Annotated in this window: 25 protein-coding genes and 1 tRNA gene; 16 read left to right on the top strand and 10 right to left on the bottom strand. The window is 68.6% G+C overall.

Going from position 1 to position 22447, the window contains the following annotated elements; genetic code table 11:
• Positions 1-74 precede the first annotated feature (74 nt).
• On the top strand, positions 75-923 hold the full coding sequence (locus A3AG_RS0124090) for a D-amino acid aminotransferase (RefSeq protein WP_018007870.1): 849 nt from the start codon (positions 75-77) through the stop codon (positions 921-923).
• A gap of 62 nt (positions 924-985) precedes the next feature.
• A complete protein-coding gene (locus A3AG_RS0124085) occupies positions 986-1258 on the top strand; it encodes a hypothetical protein (RefSeq protein WP_018007869.1) in 273 nt (90 codons plus the stop codon).
• Positions 1259-1267: 9 nt separating this feature from the next.
• On the opposite strand, the gene yfiB is transcribed toward A3AG_RS0124085, so the two are convergent.
• Genes yfiB through yfiR form a run of 3 tightly spaced genes read right to left on the bottom strand, consistent with a single transcriptional unit; the run spans position 1268 to position 3722 of the window.
• Positions 1268-1789: an outer membrane lipoprotein YfiB gene (yfiB, locus tag A3AG_RS0124080; protein ID WP_018007868.1), complete on the bottom strand. Its 522-nt coding sequence runs from the start codon at positions 1787-1789 to the stop codon at positions 1268-1270.
• A gap of 8 nt (positions 1790-1797) precedes the next feature.
• Positions 1798-3123, bottom strand: a complete 1326-nt coding sequence (gene dgcN, locus A3AG_RS0124075; RefSeq protein WP_018007867.1) for a diguanylate cyclase DgcN/YfiN — start codon at positions 3121-3123, stop codon at positions 1798-1800.
• Positions 3120-3722, bottom strand: coding sequence for a regulatory sequestration protein YfiR (gene yfiR, locus A3AG_RS0124070; protein ID WP_018007866.1), 603 nt, complete (start codon positions 3720-3722; stop codon positions 3120-3122). Before yfiR ends, dgcN begins: the two co-directional genes overlap by 4 nt.
• A 269-nt stretch (positions 3723-3991) precedes the next feature.
• On the opposite strand from yfiR, the gene A3AG_RS0124065 reads away from it, so the two are divergent.
• The 6 genes from A3AG_RS0124065 to A3AG_RS0124040 all read left to right on the top strand — a co-directional run bounded on the left by A3AG_RS0124065 (position 3992) and on the right by A3AG_RS0124040 (position 6530).
• Positions 3992-4504: a CopD family protein gene (locus tag A3AG_RS0124065; RefSeq protein ID WP_018007865.1), complete on the top strand. Its 513-nt coding sequence runs from the start codon at positions 3992-3994 to the stop codon at positions 4502-4504.
• 51 nt (positions 4505-4555) lie between these two features.
• Positions 4556-4969, top strand: a complete 414-nt coding sequence (locus tag A3AG_RS0124060; protein WP_018007864.1) for a lysozyme inhibitor LprI family protein — start codon at positions 4556-4558, stop codon at positions 4967-4969.
• Positions 4970-5036: 67 nt separating this feature from the next.
• Complete coding sequence (locus tag A3AG_RS0124055) at positions 5037-5240, top strand: hypothetical protein (protein ID WP_018007863.1); 204 nt, start codon at positions 5037-5039, stop codon at positions 5238-5240.
• A gap of 137 nt (positions 5241-5377) precedes the next feature.
• The gene (locus A3AG_RS0124050; RefSeq protein WP_018007862.1) at positions 5378-5806 is read left to right on the top strand and encodes a YXWGXW repeat-containing protein; all 429 of its coding nucleotides are present in this window, start codon (positions 5378-5380) and stop codon (positions 5804-5806) included.
• Positions 5807-5919: 113 nt separating this feature from the next.
• Positions 5920-6144 (top strand): hypothetical protein, encoded by a 225-nt coding sequence (locus tag A3AG_RS0124045; protein WP_018007861.1) that lies wholly within the window; start codon positions 5920-5922, stop codon positions 6142-6144.
• Positions 6145-6245: 101 nt separating this feature from the next.
• The gene (locus tag A3AG_RS0124040) at positions 6246-6530 is read left to right on the top strand and encodes a hypothetical protein (protein ID WP_018007860.1); all 285 of its coding nucleotides are present in this window, start codon (positions 6246-6248) and stop codon (positions 6528-6530) included.
• 42 nt (positions 6531-6572) lie between these two features.
• On the opposite strand, the gene A3AG_RS0124035 is transcribed toward A3AG_RS0124040, so the two are convergent.
• The 4 genes from A3AG_RS0124035 to glpK all read right to left on the bottom strand — a co-directional run bounded on the left by A3AG_RS0124035 (position 6573) and on the right by glpK (position 10747).
• Positions 6573-6953, bottom strand: coding sequence for a hypothetical protein (locus A3AG_RS0124035; RefSeq protein WP_012353264.1), 381 nt, complete (start codon positions 6951-6953; stop codon positions 6573-6575).
• A gap of 91 nt (positions 6954-7044) precedes the next feature.
• Positions 7045-7422 carry an MliC family protein gene (locus tag A3AG_RS0124030; protein WP_051073562.1) on the bottom strand — a complete coding sequence of 126 codons (378 nt, stop codon included), beginning with the start codon at positions 7420-7422 and terminating at the stop codon, positions 7045-7047.
• A 71-nt stretch (positions 7423-7493) separates the two neighbouring features.
• Positions 7494-9098: a glycerol-3-phosphate dehydrogenase/oxidase gene (locus tag A3AG_RS0124025; RefSeq protein WP_018007858.1), complete on the bottom strand. Its 1605-nt coding sequence runs from the start codon at positions 9096-9098 to the stop codon at positions 7494-7496.
• A 77-nt stretch (positions 9099-9175) separates the two neighbouring features.
• A complete protein-coding gene (gene glpK, locus A3AG_RS0124020) occupies positions 9176-10747 on the bottom strand; it encodes a glycerol kinase GlpK (protein ID WP_018007857.1) in 1572 nt (523 codons plus the stop codon).
• Between the two features lie 56 nt (positions 10748-10803).
• Here glpK and A3AG_RS0124015 point away from each other — a divergent pair, with 56 nt between their 5' ends.
• Together A3AG_RS0124015 and purU are read left to right on the top strand one after the other, a co-directional pair.
• Positions 10804-11751: an NUDIX hydrolase gene (locus A3AG_RS0124015; protein WP_018007856.1), complete on the top strand. Its 948-nt coding sequence runs from the start codon at positions 10804-10806 to the stop codon at positions 11749-11751.
• A 120-nt stretch (positions 11752-11871) separates the two neighbouring features.
• Positions 11872-12738: a formyltetrahydrofolate deformylase gene (gene purU / locus A3AG_RS0124010; RefSeq protein ID WP_018007855.1), complete on the top strand. Its 867-nt coding sequence runs from the start codon at positions 11872-11874 to the stop codon at positions 12736-12738.
• A gap of 145 nt (positions 12739-12883) precedes the next feature.
• Here the strand turns inward: purU and A3AG_RS0124005 are convergent, their stop codons facing one another.
• A complete protein-coding gene (locus A3AG_RS0124005; protein WP_018007854.1) occupies positions 12884-13654 on the bottom strand; it encodes a DeoR/GlpR family DNA-binding transcription regulator in 771 nt (256 codons plus the stop codon).
• A gap of 157 nt (positions 13655-13811) precedes the next feature.
• Here A3AG_RS0124005 and A3AG_RS0124000 point away from each other — a divergent pair, with 157 nt between their 5' ends.
• The 6 genes from A3AG_RS0124000 to A3AG_RS0123975 all read left to right on the top strand — a co-directional run bounded on the left by A3AG_RS0124000 (position 13812) and on the right by A3AG_RS0123975 (position 19990).
• Complete coding sequence (locus A3AG_RS0124000) at positions 13812-14945, top strand: ABC transporter ATP-binding protein (protein WP_018007853.1); 1134 nt, start codon at positions 13812-13814, stop codon at positions 14943-14945.
• Position 14946: 1 nt separating this feature from the next.
• On the top strand, positions 14947-16053 hold the full coding sequence (locus tag A3AG_RS0123995) for an ABC transporter ATP-binding protein (RefSeq protein ID WP_018007852.1): 1107 nt from the start codon (positions 14947-14949) through the stop codon (positions 16051-16053).
• Positions 16050-16934, top strand: a complete 885-nt coding sequence (locus tag A3AG_RS0123990; protein WP_018007851.1) for a carbohydrate ABC transporter permease — start codon at positions 16050-16052, stop codon at positions 16932-16934. Before A3AG_RS0123995 ends, A3AG_RS0123990 begins: the two co-directional genes overlap by 4 nt.
• 22 nt (positions 16935-16956) lie before the next feature.
• The gene (locus A3AG_RS0123985) at positions 16957-17793 is read left to right on the top strand and encodes a carbohydrate ABC transporter permease (protein WP_018007850.1); all 837 of its coding nucleotides are present in this window, start codon (positions 16957-16959) and stop codon (positions 17791-17793) included.
• A 28-nt stretch (positions 17794-17821) separates the two neighbouring features.
• Complete coding sequence (locus A3AG_RS0123980) at positions 17822-18130, top strand: DUF2160 domain-containing protein (RefSeq protein WP_018007849.1); 309 nt, start codon at positions 17822-17824, stop codon at positions 18128-18130.
• A gap of 120 nt (positions 18131-18250) precedes the next feature.
• On the top strand, positions 18251-19990 hold the full coding sequence (locus tag A3AG_RS0123975) for an ABC transporter substrate-binding protein (protein WP_018007848.1): 1740 nt from the start codon (positions 18251-18253) through the stop codon (positions 19988-19990).
• Between the two features lie 105 nt (positions 19991-20095).
• Here A3AG_RS0123975 and A3AG_RS0123970 read toward each other — a convergent pair whose 3' ends face one another.
• On the bottom strand, positions 20096-22096 hold the full coding sequence (locus A3AG_RS0123970) for a sensor domain-containing diguanylate cyclase (protein ID WP_240619945.1): 2001 nt from the start codon (positions 22094-22096) through the stop codon (positions 20096-20098).
• 260 nt (positions 22097-22356) lie between these two features.
• Positions 22357-22431: transfer RNA gene (locus tag A3AG_RS0123965), tRNA-Val, on the bottom strand.
• Positions 22432-22447: the final 16 nt, after the last annotated feature.

The raw sequence follows: 22447 nt of genomic DNA, 5'->3' as shown, positions 1-22447 counted from the left end.
GCGTAGATTGCATGACCTTGCGGGGCCGCCCGTGAAAGAATCGGGCATCCCTTTCGAACTGTCCCATGCATCCCATGTCCGACCCCATCGTCCACCTCAACGGCACCCTGACTCCGCTCTCCGAGGCCCGCATACCCGTGCTGGACCGCGGCTTTATCTTCGGCGACGGCATTTATGAGGTGATCCCGTACTACCACGGCAAGCCGTTCCGCGGTGCGCAGCACCTGGCGCGGCTGCACCGGAGCCTGGAGGGCATCGGCATTCCCGATCCGTACAGTGCGGCGCAGTGGCTCGAGCGCGTCGGCGAGGTGGTTCAGGCCAATGGCTTGTCGGATCAGCTGGTCTATATCCAGGTGACCCGGGGCGTTGCCAAACGGACGCATGCCTTTCCGAAGGAGGTGGTGCCGACGGTGCTGATCATGACCAATCCGATGGCGCTGCCGTCGGCGCAGATGGTCGGGCAGGGCGTCGCGTGCGTGACCATGGAGGACCGGCGCTGGCTGAACTGCCAGATCAAGTCGACCTCGCTGCTCGGCAACGTGCTGGCGGCGCAGCACGCGGTGGAGCAGGGCGTGACCGAGGCGATCCAGTTCCGCGATGGCTGGCTGACCGAGGCGTCGGCGTCCAACGTGTGGGTGGTGCGCGATGGCCGCGTGGCGGCGCCACCCAAGGACAACCTGATCCTGGAAGGCATCCGCTACGGCTTCATGGAGGAAATCTGCGAGGCGATGGGGATTGCGCTGGAGTCGCGCCGGATCGCCAGGGACGAGGTGTTTGCCGCCGACGAGGTGCTGCTGTCATCGGCCAGCAAGGAGTTGCTGCCGGTCGTCAGCATCGACGGCCGCCCCATCGGCAAGGGCGTGCCGGGGCCGGTGTTCGCGCGCCTGTACGCGGCTTACCAGGCGGCCAAGGCGGCGCTGTAGGCGCCTGCAAGGGTCTCCCGGCGCGTGCTAGGATGCGTTGGGGATTCAGCCAGGAGTCAGTCATGGCCAAGCGTGAGCGCGGCCGGCGTGCCTTGCAGGACGAGGTCGGCCGGCGTATCCAGCAAATCGATGAAATCGGCGAAGACGGTGCCCGGATCCGGGTGCCGGCCCCACGGCCGCATCCGCGCGATGCGCGCGGCCGCAACTGGGACATGGCTTTCGACAATCTGCACGGCTATGCCGCCAGTGTGCGCGCGGTGGTCGACAAGATGCGCGACGAGTTCGACCTGAACGAGGCGCTGGAGAACCGCGCGCCCAATCCCTTCGACGACTGAGCGGAGGCGCTAGTCCACTGAAACGATGATGGCGACGCGCCGGTTCTCGGCGCGTCCCGCGGCGGTGCGGTTGTCCGCCACCGGGCGGGTCTTGCCCAGCCCGCGGACTTCGATCTGGTCCCGTGCAAAGCCGGCATCGGCCAGCAGCCTGGCCACCGCCTCGGCGCGCCGCACCGACAGCGACTGGTTGTAATCCGCCGTGCCGGCATCATCCGTATGGCCGTCCACGCGCAGTCGTTCGATCCCCACGCCGCTCAGTGCCCGGCCGATGCGCTGCACATTGGCAGCGCGGTCTCCTTCGATCAGGTCCTCGTTGAAACCGAACAGCACCTTGTCGGTGAGGCCCAGTTCCCAGCCTTCGCCGGTCTGCATGAAGCCCTCCTGCTGCAAGACCGCCAGCTGCGCCGGCGACAGGCGCCCGGCCGGCGGTGTGGTCTGGCAGCCGGCCAGCGCCAGGCTGGCCAGCATGACGGCCGCCAGCCAGGGTTTCCATCTGGTTGTGTGCCTGGAGGGGAAGCTGCTTGCAAACATGTGGATTCTCACGGCTTGATGTCGACGCGCGGGTCGAGACGCGGGTCGCGGCGCGGGTCGAGGCGCGGGTCGGGGCGCGGGTCGAGGCGAGGCTCGGCACTTTGCCAGATGCCGCCGGAGCGCCGCTTGGCGCCGTACATGGCGGCGTCGGCGGCGTGCAGCAGGGCCTGGCTGCCTTGCGCGTGGACCGGGAAGACGGCGAGCCCGATGCTGAGCGAGGCCTGCACCGAGCCGCCGTCGGGCAGGTCGATGGGACTGGCCATCGCTTGCAGGATGTGCTCGGCGATCTGGATCGCATCGGCGGGCGCGCGCAGCGCGGTAGCCAGCACCGCGAATTCATCGCCGCCGATGCGCGCCACGGTGTCGCGGCCGCGCAGACTGGCGCGGATGCGCTGGGCCACCGCGACCAGCACCGCGTCGCCGGCGGCATGGCCGTGGCGGTCGTTGACGTGCTTGAAATCATCGCTGTCCAGATATAGCACCGCGGCATATTCGTCGTTGGCGGCGGCGTGGCGCACGGCGTGTTCCAGCGCTTCGACGAAGGCGGCGCGGTTCAGCAGCCCGGTCAGGGCATCGTGGTTGGCGCGGTGGGCGAGCGAGCGGTTTTCGTGCTGCATCTGGTTCTGCCAGGTCTGCAGCTCGTCGAGCAGGCCGTTGAAGTCTTCGCTCAGGGCATTGAGCTCGGCGATGCTGGCCGGCGGCGTGCGCTGCGCGAAATCGCGCTGCGAACGCACCGCGTGCGCCACCCGCATCAGGTTGCGCAGCGGCTCGATGATCTGTACCAGCAGCCGGCTGGCCAGGTAGTGCGCGCCAACCGCGGTCAGCAGCAGGCACGCCAGCAACCCCAGAGCGCCTTGCAGCAGGAAATGCAGCAGGTTGCGCGGATCGCCGCTGACACGCAGCATGCCCACTTGCTGCGCCTGGTGCAGGATGGGCTGCTCGACCGCATCGGGGCCCAGCCATTCGACCAGCGCGTGGCGCAGGCCGGTCAGCGGCGCCTGCCCGGGGCGCTGCCATACCGCCAGCACGTGATGGTCGCGGTCATAGACGCTGGCGCTGGCGATGTCTTCCGAGGCCGCGATCGCGGCCAGTGTCTCGGCGGTCGCCGCCTGGTCGCGGAACACCACCGGCGCTTCCAGCGTGTAGGCGATCGAGCGCGCCACCAGCCGCACGTTGTGGTCGGCGTAGACGCGCAGCGCGGTGACGCCGATCGCGGTCAGCGCCAGGCCGGCGGTGCAGACCGCGATCAGTGCCACGCCCAGGTGGATGCGGCGCAGCACGCTGTAGAGGGTGGGGCGCGCGCCTTGCCCGCGCACCGGCCGGGGCTGGCTCATGACGGCGCCCCCTTGCGGCGGCCGAGCTGCAGCACGCCGGGGTGCATATGTACGCCGCTGCGGGCGAGGGTATCGAGGTTGACGCGGAACGAGACCTGGTTGTCGCGGATGTTGAGGCAGAACATGCTGCCCACCTCGCACTCGAAGTCTTCCTCGGCGATCACCAGCACCGGGCGGCCGGTCAGCTCCGCCGACAGGCGCTTGCGGCGGGGTTCGTTCATGGTGCCCACGTACAGCGCATCGCACGCCGGGTGCAGCATGTCGGCCAGCACGTCGACCTGGCGGGTCTGCACGGCGCGGCCATTGGCGAGCGTGCCGCCTTCCTTCAGGCGGGCCGCATAGCGGCTGGCGTGGTCCACGCACAGTCGCACCGGATCGCGTTCCACCGGCCAGCGCGCGTAGCCGAGCAGGCTGATGACCACGCGCGCGACCAGGTCGGCCCGCTGGGGTGCGGGCTGCGCGGTGACCGCGGGCGGCAGCATGGCCGGCAGCACCGCCAGCGTCACGGCCAGCAGTAGCGCGGTCAGGCCGCGGCGCAGCAGCGGTCGTGCACGGGCGGCGGGCGTGGTCGGCGGGGGGCTGGCTGGGGCAGGCGCCATGGTCTGGAACGAAGGGGGCGAAGCGACCGGTTGCGGTGTCGTTGTGGTGTGGCCGCGGGTATTGTCTGGGGCTGCGTTCCGGGCGGTCAAGCGTGCGGCCTTGCGGCGGATCGGGCGAAAACCGGCGTCACGAGCGAGATTCTGCGGAGACCGGCTCGTGGCGCGGCGTGATACGAAATGTTTATCGGCCCCGGTGTTGCTTTCCTGAAGCCCGCTGTGCCAGCTGTGACGCGCGGCGAGGCTTCGCCGTGGCGGACACAACACTTAGAATGTGGCCATCGCTCCGACTCGTCATCAACTCGCGCCCTGCCGCCGCCGCCATGATCGCCGATCCTCTTCTCCGCTTGCTGCACCTGACCAGCGTCGCCGTCTGGGTCGGCGGCATGTTCTTCGCCTACCTGTGCCTGCGGCCGGTGGCCGGCAGCCTGCTGGAGCCGCCGCCGCGGCTGCGGCTGTGGCGCGGCGTGTTTGCCCGGTTCTTCCCGTGGGTGTGGGCGTCGGTGGTGGCGATCCTGCTCAGCGGTGGCGCGATGATGGCGGCGACGGGCATGGCGGGCGCACCACGCAACTGGCACCTGATGCTGGGCATCGGCGTGGTCATGGCGGGTATCTTCTGCTATGTCTGGTTCGGCCCCTACCGGGTGCTGGGCCGGGCCGTGGATGCGCAGGACTGGCCAGCCGCCGGCGCTGCGCTGAACCGCATCCGGCAGGCGGTAGGGACCAACCTCGTGCTGGGGCTGGCCAATATCGCCGTGGCGACGCTGGGCCGCTGGCTTGCCTGAGCGGACCAGCGCCGCCTCGTCTTGTCACAACCACGCAAACGGAGAGCTGCTATGCGCGTCCTCGCATGTGTTGCCGTCGTCGGCCTGGCCATGGCGGCCATCCCCGCCGCCGCGCAACATGGCGGCCCGAATCGAGGCCTGAGCGCCGACTACGAGCGCTGCATGGGCAAGGCCGTATCGACCGCCGATATGCTCAACTGCGCCGCGCTGGAGTCGCGGGTCCAGGAAACGGCGTTGAACAGCGCTTACCAGGGGCTGCTGCGGCGGCTGGAGGCCCCGCGCACCGGACAGTTGCGGGTAGCGCAGCGAGCCTGGCTCGAGTACCGCCAGGCCAATTGCGCTTATGTCGCCAATCCGGCCGCCGGCAGCGCGGCGCGCGTGGCCGGCGCGTCCTGCCTGCTGGAAATGACTGCCGCGCGCGTGCGCGAATTGCGCGCCTTCGCCACCGAGGCCGCCGGCCGGTGAGCTTGCAGGCCTTGTGCTAGAGTTCCCTGACCCCTGTGCTGCGGCACGTCTCAACCGGAGATGGATCATGGCAACCGAATCGCGCCACAACCTGAAGGCTTTCGTGCAGACCGCACCCCAGTCGGGGCGCTATGTGTGGGTCATCGCGCTGGTGGATTTCAGCGCGCAACAGGTCAGGCGCGCGATCGTGTCGGACGATACCTTCACCACATCCGATGCCGCGCGTGTTGCCGGCGAGGCCCAGCTCAAGGCGATGGCCGAGGATCACTAGCAGCCCGTGCGCGCAAGCCGGGCTTGCACGGAAGTGTTGCGCGCCAACATCCGTAGCCGGCCGGATCGAATCTCGTCTTGCCGGCGTGCCACGGCGCACTAGACTATGGGCATGTTCCTCCACAAGAAAGGACTCCCATGACGGATTGCGCGCTTCGCCCGGCCAGGGCCCTGCTGCTGGCCGCGTTGCTCGGTTCGGGCCTGACCCTCAGTGCCGGCTCGCTGGCCCAGGTCTCGGTCAACATCGCCATCGGCGTGCCGCCGCCGGCGCCGATCTACGAGGCCGTGCCCGCGCCGCGCGCCGGCTACGTCTGGATGCCCGGCTACTGGGACTGGGACGATCACCATCGCAAGCACGCCTGGAAGAAGGGCCGCTGGGAGCGCGAGCGCCCGGGCTATGTCTATGAGTCGCCGCGCTGGATCCAGTCGCGCGATGGCTGGGTACTGGTGCCGGGCCGCTGGGACCAGGGCGGGTACAAGGACAAGGGCAAGGGCAACGGCAATCATGGTCACGGCAACAAGGGCGGCCATTGCCCGCCGGGGCAGGCCAAGAAGGGCGAGTGCTGACCAGCCCGCCGCCCGGCGCGGCGCGGTGACGCCGGACATCCCTGCCATGCTACGATCCCCGCCATGACAACCGCGCCCGCGCGGCGCATCGGCAGCGGATTCCGGAGGTAGCGATGGCAAGGCACGTCTTCACGCGCGCGCAGTATCTCGACATCCTCAACGACAGCCTGCGCAAGCATCCCGGCTGGCAGCCTGGCATGGCCTTTGTGTTCCTGCCGCCCGGTGCCGATGCCAGCCAGGCCACCGCAGTGGGCTGCACCGGACCGATGGAGGCGATCGCGATCTATGCGGAAATCCAGCGGGTGGCGGCCGAGCTGATCGAAGTCAGCGACGCATAAGCGACGCATACACCCGCAGCGGACAACGCCACTGCGGCACCGGCCGGGCCGGTGCCGCGGGTGCGTACAATACCGCCCTCTACAGACTTTCGGAAATTGCCGTGAAGAAAACGGACCTGGAAAAAAACAAGGGCCTGAAGATCGCCAACAGCCTGAAGCAGGCGGCGGCGGGGCGGGGCGGCATTCCCGGCGCCGCGCCGCGCCCGGACCGGCGCGAGCAGCGCCGGCTGGACCAGGAGCAGGGCCTGGTGCCGTTCGCGTGCAAGCTGGATGGCGAGCTGGTGAAGCGCCTGCAGGCGCTGGCCGCCGATCACCCGGGCGGCATGACCGGGCTGCTCAATGAAGTCCTGCCGCGCGCGCTGCCGCAGGATCCGGGCCAGGCCTGAGCGCCGCGCGGCGGCCGCGCCGCCGCCGGCCCGGGCGGTATTTCAGTCCTCTTCCTCGTCGTCGAGGAACTCGCGGCGCAGCATCCAGTTGGCGATGGCTTCGTCGCAGATGCGCTTGAACTTCTGCTTGTCCGGCATCTTGTCGAACAGCTGGAAATTGACCAGCGCCATGCCGGCATCGGTGATGTAGAACATGCGACTGGGGTCGTCATCGTGGACGATGCGGCCGTCGATGGCGTCTTCTTCGCTTTCGGCCGGCATGTCCTCCAGCTCGACCACGCGGCAGGTGAAGCGCGGGCTGCGGGTGTGGGTCAGGTACTCGAATTCGTCGTGCATGACCTCGCCGCCCTTGCCTGCGATCACGGCGAAGCCCCAGATAAAGCGGGGCATCGGCAGATCGGACAGATCTTCAATCTCGTCCATGGTGTTCTCCCTGATTCAATTCCCGCATTATCGCCCGGAACGGCGCGGCTTCAAAAGATGGCGCGGCGCGGCCCTGCCGCTGCCGTGCCCGTTACGGCGGGGCGTGGCAGTTGGCCAGCACCGGCGCGGCGCTTTGCGCCTGCATCAGGTCGCGCAGCGTGCCTGACTCGCCCTTGGTCCACCATTCGTAGCGCCCGCCGACATAGCGCGCGCCGGACGCCGCCACCGTGCTGACCGCCAGCATCGGCTTGCCTTCGATGCGGAACACCGCGGCCTGGTTGTCCGGGCTGTTGAAATAGCGCACTGACAACGACTTGCCGCCGTCGCACTGGTAGCGCATGGTGCGCACCTCGGGAAAGCGCACGCCGTCGATGCCCGGCGCGCGGGCCGCCTGGGCCGTGGCGCTGGCGCAGAGGAAGGCAAGCAGGGCAACGGTGCGGGTCCGCGACGGGAACAAGTGACGGGGCATGGCGTAGGTCTGTGCGAAGTTGGGGTTCGATGGATGGCGCCGGATCGAGGCCGCGCGGCCGCGCCGGGCGATCAGCCCAGCATGTAGCCGGCGGCGAGCGTGCGGAAGCTCTCCACCTCGCGGGCTTGCCAGGCTTCATCCTCACCGAGTTCCTCGGCCAGGATCGCCGCCACCGCCGGTGCCGCCTCGACGGCGGCGCGGGCGTCCAGGAACAGCGCGCGGTTGCGCCGCGCCAGCACGTCCTCGACCCGGCGCGCCAGTTCATGCCGGGCGGCAAAGCGCACATGGGCCTCGGTCAGGCCCGACGCGGCGGCGAGCACCCGCTCATGTCCCGGCAGCGCGCGCAGCAGGCCCAGTTCGTTGCCGTAGTAACGGTCCGGCGCACCCGAATCCGGCGGCGGCAGATCGGCCGGCAACCCGGCCGCGCCATGCAGCGGCAGCTCCGCGGTCACGCACGGCGCCGAGCGCACCATCTGGCGCTGGATCGCGGTCTCGATCACGTCTTCGGCCATCTTGCGGTAGGTGGTCCATTTGCCGCCGGTGACGGTGATCAGCCCGGCCCTGGACACCAGGATCGTATGCTCGCGCGACAGCGACGCGGTGGAGGCTTCGCCGGTGGCCCGCACCAGCGGCCGCAGGCCGGCCCAGACGCTGGTGACGTCGGCGCGGGTGGGGTCCTTGGCCAGGTAGCGCGACGCCGTTTCCAGGATGAAATCGACATCGTCGGCGCCCGCGTCGGGCTCCAGCGGCAGGTCGCGGCGCGGCGTGTCGGTGGTGCCGACGATGGTGTGACCGTTCCACGGCACCACGAACAGCACCCGCCCGTCGTCGGTCTTGGGGATCAGGATGGCGCGCTCGCCCGGCAGGAAGCTGCGCGGCAGCGTCAGGTGCACGCCCTGGCTGGGCGCGACCATGGTGCGCGCATGCCCGTCTTCCATCTGGCGGATGGCATCGACCCACACGCCGGTGGCATTGATCACGCAGTCGGCGCGCAGCCGGAAGGTGGCGCCGCCGAGCACGTCCTGCACCGTCACGCCGCTGATCACCCCGCCTTGCTGGCTCAGCCCGGTCGCGCGCATGTAGTTGAGCGCCGTGCCGCCGACGTCGAACAGCGTTCGCATCAACGCCACCGCCAGCCGCGCATCGTCGAACTGGCCGTCGAAGTACAGGTTGCCGCCGCGCAGCGGGCGCCCGCCGACGTGTTCGGCCAGGTTGGGCGCGGCCGCCAGCACCTCGCGGTGGTTCAGCCAGCGGCTGCCGGACAGGTTGAGGCTGCCGGCCAGCATGTCATAGAGCTTGAGGCCGATGCCGTAGAAGGGCTGGTCGAACATCTGGTAGGCCGGCACCACGAAGCCCAGCGGCCACACCAGGTGCGGCGCGTTGCGCGCCAGCAGGCCGCGCTCGTGCAGCGCCTCGCGCACCAGGCTGATATTGCCCTGCGCCAGGTAGCGCACGCCGCCATGCACCAGCTTGGTGGCCTTGCTCGAAGTGCCCTTGGCAAAGTCCGCGGCTTCGACCAGCAGCGTACGGTAGCCGCGCGAGGCGGCATCGACCGCGGTGCCCAGGCCGGTGGCGCCGCCGCCGATGACGATCACGTCCCAGCGCGGCTCGCGCTCCAGGGTAGCGAGCAGGGCGGCGCGGCCGGGCGGCTGGATCGGGGTGGGAAGGCTGTGCATGACGCTGTGGTGTGGTGGGTGCTGGCTTAGATGTTCAGGTTGTCCGGGGCGTGGCGCGGGGCGGGTTTGATCGACGGTCAGCCGTGGCCGCCGCCGGCGTCGTCCTCGCGCGCCCAGTCGCGTGCGCGCTCGACCGCCCGGTGCCAGCGTGCGAGCCGGTGGCCGCGCTCGTCGGCCGACAGCTTGGGCTCGAAGCGCCGCTCCACCTGCCATTGCTGCGCGATCTGCACCGGGTCGCTCCAGTAGCCGGTGGCCAGGCCCGCCAGGTAGGCTGCGCCGAGCGCGGTGGTCTCGGTCACGCGCGGCCGTACCACCGGGGTGCCGAGCAGGTCGGCCTGCATCTGCATCAGCAGGTCGCTGCGAGAGGCGCCGCCGTCAACGCGCAGCTCGGCCAGCGCGATGCCGGCGTCCTTCTGCATGGCCTCGAGCACGTCCACGCTTTGCAGCGCGATCGATTCCAGCGCCGCGCGCGCAATCTGCGGGCGGCCGGTGCCGCGCGTCATGCCGACCAGCGTGCCGCGCGCAAAGGCGTCCCAGTGCGGTGCGCCCAGCCCGGCAAAGGCTGGCACCAGCACCACGCCGCCGCTGTCGTCGCACTGGCGCGCCAGCGCCTCGGCCTCGGGCGCGCTCTGGATGATCTTCAGGCCGTCGCGCAGCCACTGGATGGTGGCGCCACCCATGAACACGCCGCCCTCGAGGCAATACTGGGTCTGGCCGCGGTACTGCCAGCCGATGGTGGTCAGCAGGCGGTTGCGCGACGTGACCGGCTGCGCGCCGGTATTCATCAGCAGGAAGCAGCCGGTGCCATAGGTGTTCTTGGCCATGCCCGGCACCAGGCAGGCCTGGCCGAAGGTGGCGGCCTGCTGGTCGCCGGCGATGCCGGCAATCGGGATCGGCATGCCGAACAGTCGCGCCGAAGTGCGCGCGACCTCGCCGCTCGAGGGCACCACCTCGGGCAGCAGCGCGTGCGGGATGTCGAGCAGCGCCAGCAGCGCGTCGTCCCACTCGAAGCTGTGAATGTTGAACAGCATCGTGCGCGAGGCATTGGAGACGTCGGTGACATGGCGCGCGCCGTCGGTCAGCTGCCAGATCAGCCAGCTGTCGACGGTGCCGAAGGCCAGTTCGCCGCGCTGCGCGCGTTCCCGCGCGCCTTCGATGTTGTCGAGCATCCAGCGCAGCTTGGTGCCGGAAAAATAGGCGTCGATGACCAGGCCGGTCTTCTCGCGGAACAGCTCGCCGTGGCCGGCCGCTTGCAGCGCCTCGCACATCGGCGCGGTGCGGCGGTCCTGCCAGACCAGCGCGCGGCCGACCGGCTCGCCGGTCTTGCGGTCCCACAGCACGGTAGTCTCGCGCTGGTTGGTGATGCCGATGGCGCGCACCTGCGAGGCGCCGATGCCGGCGTCGGCCAGCACCGTGTGCGCCACTGCAAGCTGCGATTGCCAGATCTCGTAAGGGTCGTGCTCGACGTGGCCGGGATGTGGGTAATATTGGCGGAATTCGCGCTGCGCCAGGCGCACCACGTTGCCGGCATGGTCGAACAGGATGGCGCGCGAGCTGCTGGTGCCCTGGTCGAGCGCCAGCACATATTGCGGCTCGGCGGGAAGCTGGGACGGGGCAGGGCGCTGCGCCTGCGCGGCGGGCTGGTTCATGCGTTCGATCCTGACAATGACAAGGCGCGCCGGCGGGGCCGGTGCATGGAATCCTGATGGCTGAAATGTCTTTCCTTACGGCAGCCGATGCGGACGCAGGTTCCGCTGCCGCCTTCCTGGGCGGATCCGTGGCCGCATCCGCGGCCGGCTCCGTGGCCGATCTCACGGCTGGGATCGCCGCCTCGCTGGCGGCGCGCAGCGGTTTTGATGCCGCCGCCAGGCTGCGCCTGATGGCGGAAGGCCGGCAGGTCGGCTGGCTGCCGCGCACGCATGCCGGCGTTTTGCGCGGCATCGGCGCCGTGCTGGGCCCGGAGCAGCCGCTCGCCGACGGCTCCGTGGCGGTGGCCTTGCTGCCCGGCTGCGACGATTTCGATGCGCGCAGCGACGCGCTGCAGGCGCTGGCCCGCCAGCTGGCCGACGCCGGCCATGTGCGCGGCTGGCGCGACGAACTGTTCGCCGTCACCGCCGCGCTGGACGCGCCCGCGGTCGCGGTGGTGGAGCGCGCCGCGGCGCGCTTCCTGGGGCTGCTGACCTTTGCCTCGCACATGAACGGCATCGTCGACGGCGCTGCGGGCGCCCCCCCGGCCCTGTGGATTTCGCGCCGCAGCCCGGCCAAGTCCGTCGACCCCGGCATGTGGGACAACCTGGTGGCCGGCGGCATGCCCCACGGCAGCGACCCGCTGGCGACGCTGGTGCGCGAGTGCGAGGAAGAGTCCGGCATCCCGCCCGAACTGGCGCAGGGCGTGCAGGCCCACGGCATGATCGAGGTGTTGCGCGACCTGCCCGAAGGCGTGCAGTGGGAGCAGCTCTACGTCTACGACCTGCTGCTGCCGCCGGACTTCATGCCGCGCAACCAGGACGGCGAGGTCAGCGAGCACCGGCGCGTCGAAGTGGCGCCATTGCTTGCTATCATGTCGGCCGGCGCCATGACGGTCGATGCGACACTGGTGACGCTGGATGCCCTTGGACGGCGTGGCTGGCTCGATGCCGGCCATCACGACTGAGCCGCCGCGTGATCCGGCGCCACCGGCCCGGGCATTGCCCGCGGTATTGACCATTGCACTGACCGAGCCCCCCTGGCTTCCCCGGCCCCGCGCCGCGCCACCCAGACAGAACCACACACCATGAGCAACACCGGATTCATCCTGACCCTCTCGTGCCCTGACCAGCCGGGCATCGTCCACGCTGTCTCGGGCCTGCTGTTCCAGCACGGCTGCAATATCGTCGATTCCGACCAGTACGGGGACGAGTTCGCCGGCCGCTTCTTCATGCGTGTGCATTTCACCCCGGCCGCCGGTGGTCCCGACCTGGCCACGCTGAAGGCCGCGTTCGCACCGGTGGGGGACCAGTTCGGCATGCAGTGGGAGCTGAACGATGCCGCGGTGAAGCCGCGCGTGATGATCATGGTGTCGAAGATCGGCCATTGCCTGAACGACCTGCTGTTCCGGGCCAAGGTGGGCGGGCTGCCGGTGGAGATCGCGGCCATCGTGTCGAACCACCGCGACTTCTACCAGCTGGCGGCGTCGTACGACGTGCCGTTCTTCCATTTGCCGCTGATGAACGCCTCGGCGGAGCAGAAGGCCGCGCAGGAAGCGCGCGTGTTCGACGTGGTGCAGGAGCAGAAGATCGACCTGGTGGTGCTGGCGCGCTACATGCAGGTGCTGTCTGACGACCTGTGCCGCAAGCTGGCCGGCCGCGCGATCAATATCCACCATTCGTTCCTGCCCAGCTTCAAGGGCGCCAAGCCGTACTACCAGGCGCACGACCGCGGCGTGAAGCTGATCGGCGCCACCGCGCACTACGTCACCGCCGACCTGGACGAAGGCCCGATCATCGAGCAGGAGATCGAGCGCGTGGACCACAGCATGGACCCCGACCAGCTCACCGCCGTCGGCCGCGACGTCGAGTGCGTGGCGCTGGCGCGCGCGGTCAAGTGGCATGCCGAACACCGCATCCTGCTGAACGGCCACAAGACCGTGGTGTTCAAGTAATCCTTCTTCGCTGCGGTTTGCTCCCCACGTCCGCTCGCGGGCGCGGGGGCGGCCGAGGGAGCAGGCCTGCCGCATCGGCGAGGCAGGCCTCATCGCCCGCTCGGCCCGCGCCAGCGGGGCGGCCCGGGATCGAATCCGGGCGCAATCACTCGCGCTCTGCCACCACACACTGCACCCCACTGTCGGCCAGGATTTGGTCGAACGGCGCCGCCAGCGGCGCGTCGGTAAACAGCCGGTCCACCTCCGACACATGCGCCAGCTCGACCATGGCCTGGCGGTTGAACTTGCTGGCGTCCGCCGCCAGCCAGACCTCGCGTGAATGCTCGATGATGGTCCGCGCCACCTTGACCTCGCGGAAGTCATAGTCGCGCAGCGTGCCGTCGGCCTCGATGCCCGAGATGCCGATCAGCCCGATATCGACCTTGAACTGGCGGATGAACTCCACCGTGGCTTCGCCGACGATGCCGCGGTCGCGCGAACGCAGCACGCCGCCGGCGACGATGACTTCGCAATCGGGGTTGTCGGCCAGGATATTGGCCACGTTCAGGTTGTTGGTGATCACGCGCAGGCCGCGATGGTGCACCAGCCCGCGCGCGATCTCTTCCACCGTGGTGCCGATGTTCAGGATCAGCGAGCAGCCCTCGGGCACCGCCGCCGCCACCGCGCGCGCAATGCGCGCCTTGCCTTCGGCATTGAGCACCTGCCGTTGCCGGTAGGCGATGTTCTCGGTGGTGGAGTCCTCCACCCTCACCCCGCCGTGGAAGCGCGCCAGCATGCCGTTCTCGGCCAGCATGTTGACATCGCGGCGCACCGTCTGGAGCGTGACGCCGAACTTGCGCGCAAGTTCGTCGATGGAGGCAAAGCCCTGGGTGCGGACTTCTTCGAGCAGGGCCGTCTGGCGGGGATTGAGGGTCATGCGGGGATTCTAGTTCAAACAGAAACGAAAACAAAATGATGCGGTGCACTATTGTTTTCTGTTCGTTTTGTTGCTAAAACGAGCGTGAAGCCAAGATTGGTGCGCCTGCATCGAATGCAAGCAGTGATGCCGGCAGCATATCGAACATGGAGACCGGATGCAGCTACGTTTGGAAGGCGTCGCACAGCAGGCAGGTTCGCAGGCGTATCTCTATCCGATGACGCTGGCCCCGGTTCCCGGCGCGGTCACCATCCTGCTGGGCGCGACGCAGGCGGGCAAGACTTCGCTGATGCGTGTCATGGCAGGGCTGGACCGGCCCAGCGCCGGGCGCGTGCTGGTCGACGGCGGCGACGTCACCGGCATGCCGGTGCGCGAGCGCAATGTGTCGATGGTCTACCAGCAGTTCATCAACTACCCGTCGCTCAGGGTCTTCGACAACATCGCTTCGCCGCTGCGGCTGCGGCGCAAGGCGGCGGCCGGCGAGATCGCCGCGCGCGTGCGCGAGCTGGCGGCGCGGCTGCATATCGACCATCTGCTGGAGCGCTATCCGGCCGAGCTTTCCGGCGGCCAGCAGCAGCGCGTGGCGCTGGCCCGCGCGCTGGCCAAGGAGGCCCCGCTGATGCTGCTGGACGAGCCGCTGGTCAACCTGGACTACAAGCTGCGCGAGGAGCTGCGCGACGAGCTGACCCAGCTGTTCGCGCACGGCGACGCCACCGTGATCTACGCCACCACCGAGCCCGGCGAGGCCCTGCTGCTGGGCGGGCACACGGCGGTGCTCGATGCCGGCGAGCTGCTGCAGTACGGCCCGACGCCGCAGGTCTTCCACTATCCCGATTCGCTGCGCGTTGCGCGCGCCTTCAACGATCCGCCGATGAACCTGGTCGAGGGCAGGCTGGCGGGCGGCAAGGTGGCTTTGCCGGGAGGGATCGAGGTGCCCGTGCCCGGCGTGGCGGCGCACGACGGGCCGGTGACACTGGGCGTGCGCGCCTCCGCGTTGCGCCTGGCGGGCGAGGCCGGCGCGGTCGCCGTGCCGGGCCGCGTGGCGCTGGCGGAGTTGTCGGGGTCGGACACCTTCGTCCACGCCGATACCGCGGTGGGCAGCCTGGTGGCGCAGTTCGCGGGTGTGCTCGACCTGCAGCTGGGCGCGCCGGTGACGCTGCACCTGCTGCCCGAACAGCTCTACCTGTTCGACGCGGACGGGCGCCGCATCCATGCGCCGCGCCGGCCCGGCGGGCTCGCCGCCGAGGTGCCTGGCGGCGCCACAACGGCAACGCCGGCGGCGGGAGGCTGAGATGGCGCGCATCGACCTGGACCTGGCGCACTCGTACGTGCCCCATCCGCGCAGCGACGAGGACTACGCGCTGCTGCCGCTGCGCTTTACCTTTGAAGACGGCGGCGCCTATGCGCTGCTGGGCCCGTCGGGCTGCGGCAAGACCACGCTGCTGAACTGCATTTCCGGGCTGCTGCGCCCGTCGCACGGCACCATCGCCTTCGACGGCCGCGACGTCACCGGCGCCACGCCGCAGGCGCGCAATATCGCCCAGGTGTTCCAGTTCCCCGTGATCTACGACACCATGACCGTCGGCGACAACCTGGCCTTTCCGCTGCGCAACCGCGGCGTGCCGGAAGCCCAGGTGCGCGAGCGGGTCGGCCGCGTCGCCGAGATGCTGGACCTGTCGGCGACGCTCGGACGCCGTGCCAGCGGCCTGGCCGCCGATGCCAAGCAGAAGATCTCGCTCGGGCGCGGGCTGGTGCGCCCGGACGTGTCGGCGATCCTGTTCGACGAGCCGCTCACGGTGATCGATCCCCAGCTCAAATGGCAGCTGCGGCGCAAGCTCAAGGAAATCCACCATGAGTTTCGCCTGACGCTGATCTACGTGACCCACGACCAGACCGAGGCGCTGACCTTTGCCGACCAGGTGGTGGTGATGTCGCGCGGCAAGGCGGTGCAGGTGGGGCCGGCCGACGCGCTGTTCGAGCGCCCCGCGCATACCTTCGTCGGGCACTTCATCGGCTCGCCGGGCATGAACTTCCTGTCCGGGCAATGGCGCGACGGCGCCATCGACGTGGCGGGACGCCGCTACCTGCCGTCGTTGTCGCCGGGGGTGGAAGCGGCGCTGCGCGCGGCCGGCAGCTTCCGCATCGGGGTGCGCCCCGAATACCTGCAACTGGCGCCCGAGCGCGACACGCAGGCGGTGCCGGTGCAGGTGCAGCGCGCGCAGGACATCGGCACCTACTGGCTGCTGACCGGCGCGGTGCAGGAGGCGGGCGCGCAGGCCGGCACGCTGCGCGCGCGGTTGGGCGCCGAGGCCGCCGGCCTGCGCGCGGGCGACACCGCGTGGCTGTCGGTGTTCAACCGGCATACCTGCTACTACGTCAACGAGGAGCTGGTGCCATGAAACCGGTAAACCAGAAGGCCTGGCTGCTGGTGCTGCCGGTGGTGGTGTGCGTGGCGTTCTCCGCCATCCTGCCGCTGATGACCATCGTCAACTACTCGGTGCAGGACATCATCTCGCCCGAGCGGCGCGTGTTCGTCGGCACCGAATGGTTCCGCACCGTGCTGCGCGACGGCGAGCTGCACGACGCGCTGCTGCGCCAGCTCGGCTTCTCGCTGGCGGTGCTGGTGGTGGAGATCCCGCTCGGCATCCTGCTGGCGTTGTCGATGCCGGCGCGGGGCTGGAAAGCGTCGGCGGTGCTGGTGATCATCGCGCTGTCGCTGCTGATCCCCTGGAACGTGGTCGGCACCATCTGGCAGATCTTCGGGCGCACCGATATCGGCCTGCTCGGCGCCGCGCTGGCCGGGCTGGGCTTCGACTACAACTACACCGGCAGCGCCTTCGATGCCTGGATCACGGTGCTGGTGATGGACGTCTGGCACTGGACGCCGCTGGTGGCGCTGCTGTGCTACGCCGGCCTGCGCGCGATTCCCGACGCCTACTACCAGGCCGCGCAGATCGACGGCGCCTCGCGCCTGGCGGTGTTCCGCCATATCCAGCTGCCCAAGCTGCGCGGCGTGCTGATGATCGCGGTGCTGCTGCGCTTCATGGACAGCTTCATGATCTACACCGAGCCGTTCGTGCTGACCGGCGGCGGACCCGGCAACGCCACCACCTTCCTGTCGCAATACCTGACGCAGAAGGCGGTCGGCCAGTTCGACCTGGGTCCGGCGGCGGCATTTTCCATCGTCTACTTCCTGATCATCCTGCTCATGTGTTTCATCCTCTACAACTGGATGCAGCGCGCGGGCACCGCCGGCAGCGAGGACATGCCCCATGGCTGAGATCTCTTCGGCAGTGCCTGCCATGATCCCCACCGCGATCCCGGCAAAGGCCAACCGCGCCGCCTGGTGGCGCGCCGGCTTCCTGCTGGCCTACCTGGTGTTCGCGATCGTGCCGATCTACTGGATGGTCAACATGTCGTTCAAGACCAACGAGGAGATCGTCTCGACGCTGTCGCTGTGGCCGGGCCAGTTCACGCTCGAGCACTACAAGACCATCTTCACCGATCCGTCGTGGTATTCGGGCTATCTCAACTCGATGATCTACGTGGCGATGAACACCGTGATCTCGATCGGCGTGGCGCTGCCGGCCGCCTACGCGTTTTCGCGCTACCAGTTCATCGGCGACAAGCATGTGTTCTTCTGGCTGCTGACCAACCGCATGACGCCGCCGGCGGTATTCCTGCTGCCGTTCTTCCAGCTCTACAGCACCATCGGGCTGATGGATACGCACCTGGGCGTGGCGCTGGCGCACCTGGTCTTCAACGTGCCGCTGGCGGTGTGGATCCTGGAGGGCTTCATGTCGGGCGTGCCGCGCGAGATCGACGAGACCGCCTATGTCGACGGCTACTCGTTCCCGCGTTTCTTCCTGACCATCTTCCTGCCGCTGATCAAGGCCGGCGTGGGCGTGGCCGCCTTCTTCTGCTTCATGTTCAGCTGGGTCGAGCTGCTGCTGGCGCGCACGCTGACCTCGGTCAACGCCAAGCCCATCGTCGCCACCATGACGCGCACGGTGTCGGCCTCGGGCATGGACTGGGGCGTGCTGGCCGCGGCCGGCGTGCTGACCATCGTGCCCGGCGGCATCGTGATCTGGTTCGTGCGGCACTACATCGCGAAGGGCTTCGCGATGGGCCGGGTTTAACGCAGGCCTTCGCAAGGAGACGGCGCCAATGCTGAGCTGGATGGTATGGACCACACCGGTGGCGGTGTTCTTTGGCTGCATCGTGGTGATGCTGATCGGCATGACGATCCTGGAAATCCGCTCGCCGTCGGTGCTGCGCAAGGGCTTTTTGCCGATCGCCACCACCCGCGGCGACCGGCTCTTCATCGGGCTGATGTGCGCGGCGTGGATCAACCTGGCGTGGGTCGGGCTGGGCGAAAAGGTCGCCGCATGGCTGGCGCTGCCGGAAGAGCCGTCGGTGTGGATCAGCTTCGTGGCTTCGATGCTGATGCTGGCGCTGATCCTGCGCAAGGGCTAGCGCCGCGCCGGCCGGCATCGCCAGGCATTGAACAAGCATTACAGGGAAACGCGGCTTGTCCCCATCCCGGGGCCGCCACCCAGACCAAGACCGGGGCAGGGGATTCTTGAGGAGACACCGATGAAAGTGCACGTGACGTTGGGGATGTCAGCCCTTGCCTGCGCCGCCGCGCTGGCTTGCGGCGCCGCCTGGGCCGGCGAAGCGGAAGCGAAGAAGTGGATCGACAACGAGTTCCAGCCCTCGTCGCTGTCCAGGGACAAGCAGGCGGCGGAAATGAAGTGGTTCATCGACGCCGCCGCCAGGCTCAAGGCCAAGGGCGTCACGCAGATCAACGTGGTGTCCGAGACCATCACCACGCACGAGTATGAATCCAAGACCCTGGCCAAGGCGTTCGAGGAGATCACCGGCATCAAGGTCAACCATGACCTGATCCAGGAAGGCGACGTGGTCGAGAAGCTGCAGACCTCGATGCAGTCCGGCAAGTCGATCTACGACGGCTGGATCTCCGACTCCGACCTGATCGGCACGCACTACCGCTATGGCTCGATCCTGCCGCTGACCGACTACATGAACGGCGCCGGCAAGGAATGGACCAATCCCGGGCTGGATGTGAAGGACTTCATCGGCACCAAGTTCACCACCGCGCCGGATGGCAAGCTGTACCAATTGCCCGACCAGCAGTTCGCCAACCTGTACTGGTTCCGCGCCGACTGGTTCGCGCGCAAGGACCTGCAGGACAAGTTCAAGGCCAAGTACGGCTACGACCTGGGCGTGCCGACCAACTGGTCCGCCTATGAGGACATCGCCAACTTCTTCACCAACGACGTGAAGGAGATCGACGGCAAGAAGGTCTACGGCCACATGGACTACGGCAAGAAGGACCCGTCGCTGGGCTGGCGCTTCACCGACGCCTGGCTGTCGATGGCCGGCACCGCCGACAAGGGCCTGCCCAACGGCATGCCGGTGGACGAATGGGGCATCCGCGTGGCCGAGGACAAGTGCACGCCGGTCGGCGCCTCGGTGGCGCGCGGCGGCGCCACCAACAGCCCGGCGGCGGTCTACGCGCTGACCAAGTACATCGACTGGATGAAGAAGTACGCCCCGCCGCAGGCGATGGGCATGACCTTCTCCGAGGCCGGCCCGGTGCCCGCGCAGGGCCAGGTGGCGCAGCAGATCTTCTGGTACACGGCCTTTACCGCCGACATGACCAAGAAGGGCCTGCCGGTCGTCAACGCCGACGGCTCGCCCAAGTGGCGCATGGCGCCGTCGCCGTATGGCCCGTACTGGAAGCAGGGCATGCAGAACGGCTACCAGGACGTGGGTTCCTGGACCTTCTTCAAGAACACCGATCCCAACAAGCTGGCCGGCGCGTGGCTGTACGCGCAGTTCGTGACCTCCAAGACGGTATCGCTGAAGAAGTCGCTGACCGGGCTCACCTTTATCCGCGACAGCGACATCCATCACGAGTACCTGACCAAGAACGCGGCCAAGTATGGCGGCCTGGTCGAGTTCTACCGCAGCCCCGCGCGCGTGGCCTGGACCCCGACCGGTACCAACGTGCCGGACTATCCGAAGCTGGCGCAGCTGTGGTGGAAGAACGTGGCCACCGCGGTGACCGGCGAGAAGACGCCGCAGGCCGCGATGGACACGCTGGCCGAAGAGATGGACCAGGTCATGGCGCGGTTGCAGCGCGCCGGCATGAGCCACTGCGCGCCCAGGCTGAACGCGAAGGGCGATCCGGGCAAGTGGTTGTCGAGCGACCACGCGCCGTGGAAGAAGCTCGCCAATGAGAAGCCAAAGGGCGAGACCATTCCATACGACAAGCTGCTGCAGGCGTGGAAGGAGGGGCAGGTGCGCTGAGAGCTTCGAAGCCGCGGCAAACGTCGGGCCCTGAATCGCACATTGGATGCTCCCTCTCCCGCTTGCGGTAGAGGGAGCGAAGCCGCCGCATCCATTCCGCCTGAGCTAGCTTGCTTGGGATGCCAGGCCGGACGGCTCTGCCGTATCGGCCGCCTGCGCGGCATAGCGGGCCTTGCCATGCCGCTTGGCCTGATACAGCGCCATGTCGGCGTGCAGAAACAACTCGCTCACGGTCATGGCGTGCCGCGCATCGCGCAGTGCCGCGCCGACGCTGGCCGACGCCGCCAGCGTATGGCCATCGATCACGAAGGGCAGGCGCGCGGCCTGCACGATGGTGTTGGCCACCGACGCCATCGCCTGGCGGTCGGCAATGCCGTCAAGAATCACCGCGAATTCGTCGCCACCGATGCGCGCGACCGCGTCGCCCTTGCGCACGCAGGCGCGCAGGCGCTGCGCAAACGCCACCAGCAGCTGGTCGCCAATCGGATGGCCGTGGTTGTCGTTGACCGCCTTGAAGTCGTCCAGGTCCACCAGCAGCAGCGCCAGCGGCCCCGCACTGGCTCCGGCGCGTGCCATGGCTTCGGCCAGGCGCCGGTCGAAGCCCTTGCGGTTGAGCAGGCCGGTCAGATAGTCGGAGACGGTCTGTGCCTCCAGGCTGCGCAGCTTCTCGCGCTCGTGCGTGACGTTGCGCCCGAACATGTGCAGGCCGACCACGGTGTCCTGGGCATCGTTCCACGCCGGCTGGCAGGTGATCTCGATGCACTCGCTGCCGTCCGCGCTTTCGCGGTTAAAGGTCACGGCCTGGCCGGTGCCGGCCTGCTGCAGGTAGGGCTGGCAGGCCAGGTATTCCTGCGTGCCCCACAGCTCGCGCAGCGACAGCCCCACGATCTGCTGTGCCGGCAAGCCGTACCGGCGTGCATAGGCCTCGTTGACGAAGACGTAGCGCTGCTGCATGTCGATGAACGAGATGAAGTCCGGTACATGGTTGGCAATCGCCTCGATGCGCTTCTCGCTGGCGGCGGCACGGTCCTTGGCGGCCTGCAGCGCGGCCTCGCGCTCCGACAACTGGGCCACGACCTCGGCGAAGCTCGACGCCAGCTCGCCGATCTCGTCGGCACGGCCGACCGGCAGGTTCGCCACCGCCGACGGGTTGGTGCCGAGCTGGCGCACCGCGCGGTGCAGCCGCTGCAGCGGCGCCAGCAGGCGCCACATCACCAGCCACATCAACACTGCCGCGATCACCATGGTGATCGCCCCCATCACCAGGGTCCGCTGGCGCACGGTGATCAGCGGCGCATAGGCTTCGGCCGCGGGCAGCACCGCGACCACCTCCCAGCCGTTGGCGGCCAGCAGGTAGCGGGCGACGATCGGCTGGGTCGGCGTCAGGACTTCCAGCAACGCCGGCGGCTGGTCGGCGCCGCAGGCCTCGCCGATGGCGCGCGCCGGCGTCAGCACGCGCGACACGTCGGCATGCATTGCATAGCGCGGGTTGGTGCCGGCAGACACCAGGCAGAAGCTGCCGGTGGTGCCGACCCGGCTGTGCGACAGCTCGCGCAGGAAGTTGCTGTCCGCCAGGTTCAGCACGCCGCCGACCACGCCGCGCAGTTCGCCGGCGGGCCCCAGCATCGGCACCGCGAGCACCACGCCCGGTGAGTTGGTCTGCTTGCCCTGGATCAGGTCCGACACGGCGAACGACTGGCCCTGCAGCACGTCGCGGAAATAATCGCGGTCGTTGACGCGCAGGTGCACGCCATCCGGCACGGCGGTGCTGAACGTGAGTTCGCCGTCTGGCTCGGCCAGGAAAACGGCGTTGAAGGTGTCGGGAATATCCACCAGGCCCTGCGCCGCCCGGCGCAAGTCCGCCGGCGTGGCCGCGGGCATGGCGGCAAACTGGCGCGCCAGCCGCTGCAGCACGGCGGCGCGGCCCTGCAGCTTTTCATCCAGCTGCTCGGCGACCATCTCGACCAGCGTGTCCTGCTGCGCCTGCAGCAGGTTCTTCAGGCTGTCATAGGCGTAATACTGGGCGTAGAGCGCGCGCAGCACGACGATCAGCGTCACCACTCCCGCCGTGGCCAACGCCATCCGATACTTCAAAGAGTGCTGCATGATTGACTTCTTTCTTGTGCGCACCGACCCGTTTCCCGTCCGCGCTGGCCGCTGAAAGCCGGCGCTGGAATGACAAGAAGATTAACAGAAGTCAAGCGGCATTTCGAAACTGTTTGCAACAGCGGCGGGAGATCGATGGCTTGCTGCGGGCAGCCTCGCCAAAGCGCGGGGAGTCTTTCCGGGTGCCCGAGGTGGTTTGGGGGAGCGGGAAGCCGGATGCGCAAATGAAAAAAGCCAGCGCGAGGCTGGCTTTTTGAAACTGGTGGGTGGTACAGGGATTGAACCTGTGACCCCTGCCGTGTGAAGGCAGTGCTCTACCGCTGAGCTAACCACCCCTGTCTGCGTCGTCGT

The sequence above is a fragment of the Cupriavidus neocaledonicus genome, assembly GCF_000372525.1.
GTDB lineage: Bacteria > Pseudomonadota > Gammaproteobacteria > Burkholderiales > Burkholderiaceae > Cupriavidus > Cupriavidus neocaledonicus.
Note: the sequence above shows the minus strand (reverse complement) of the source record. Positions and strands in the feature narration are given on the sequence as shown.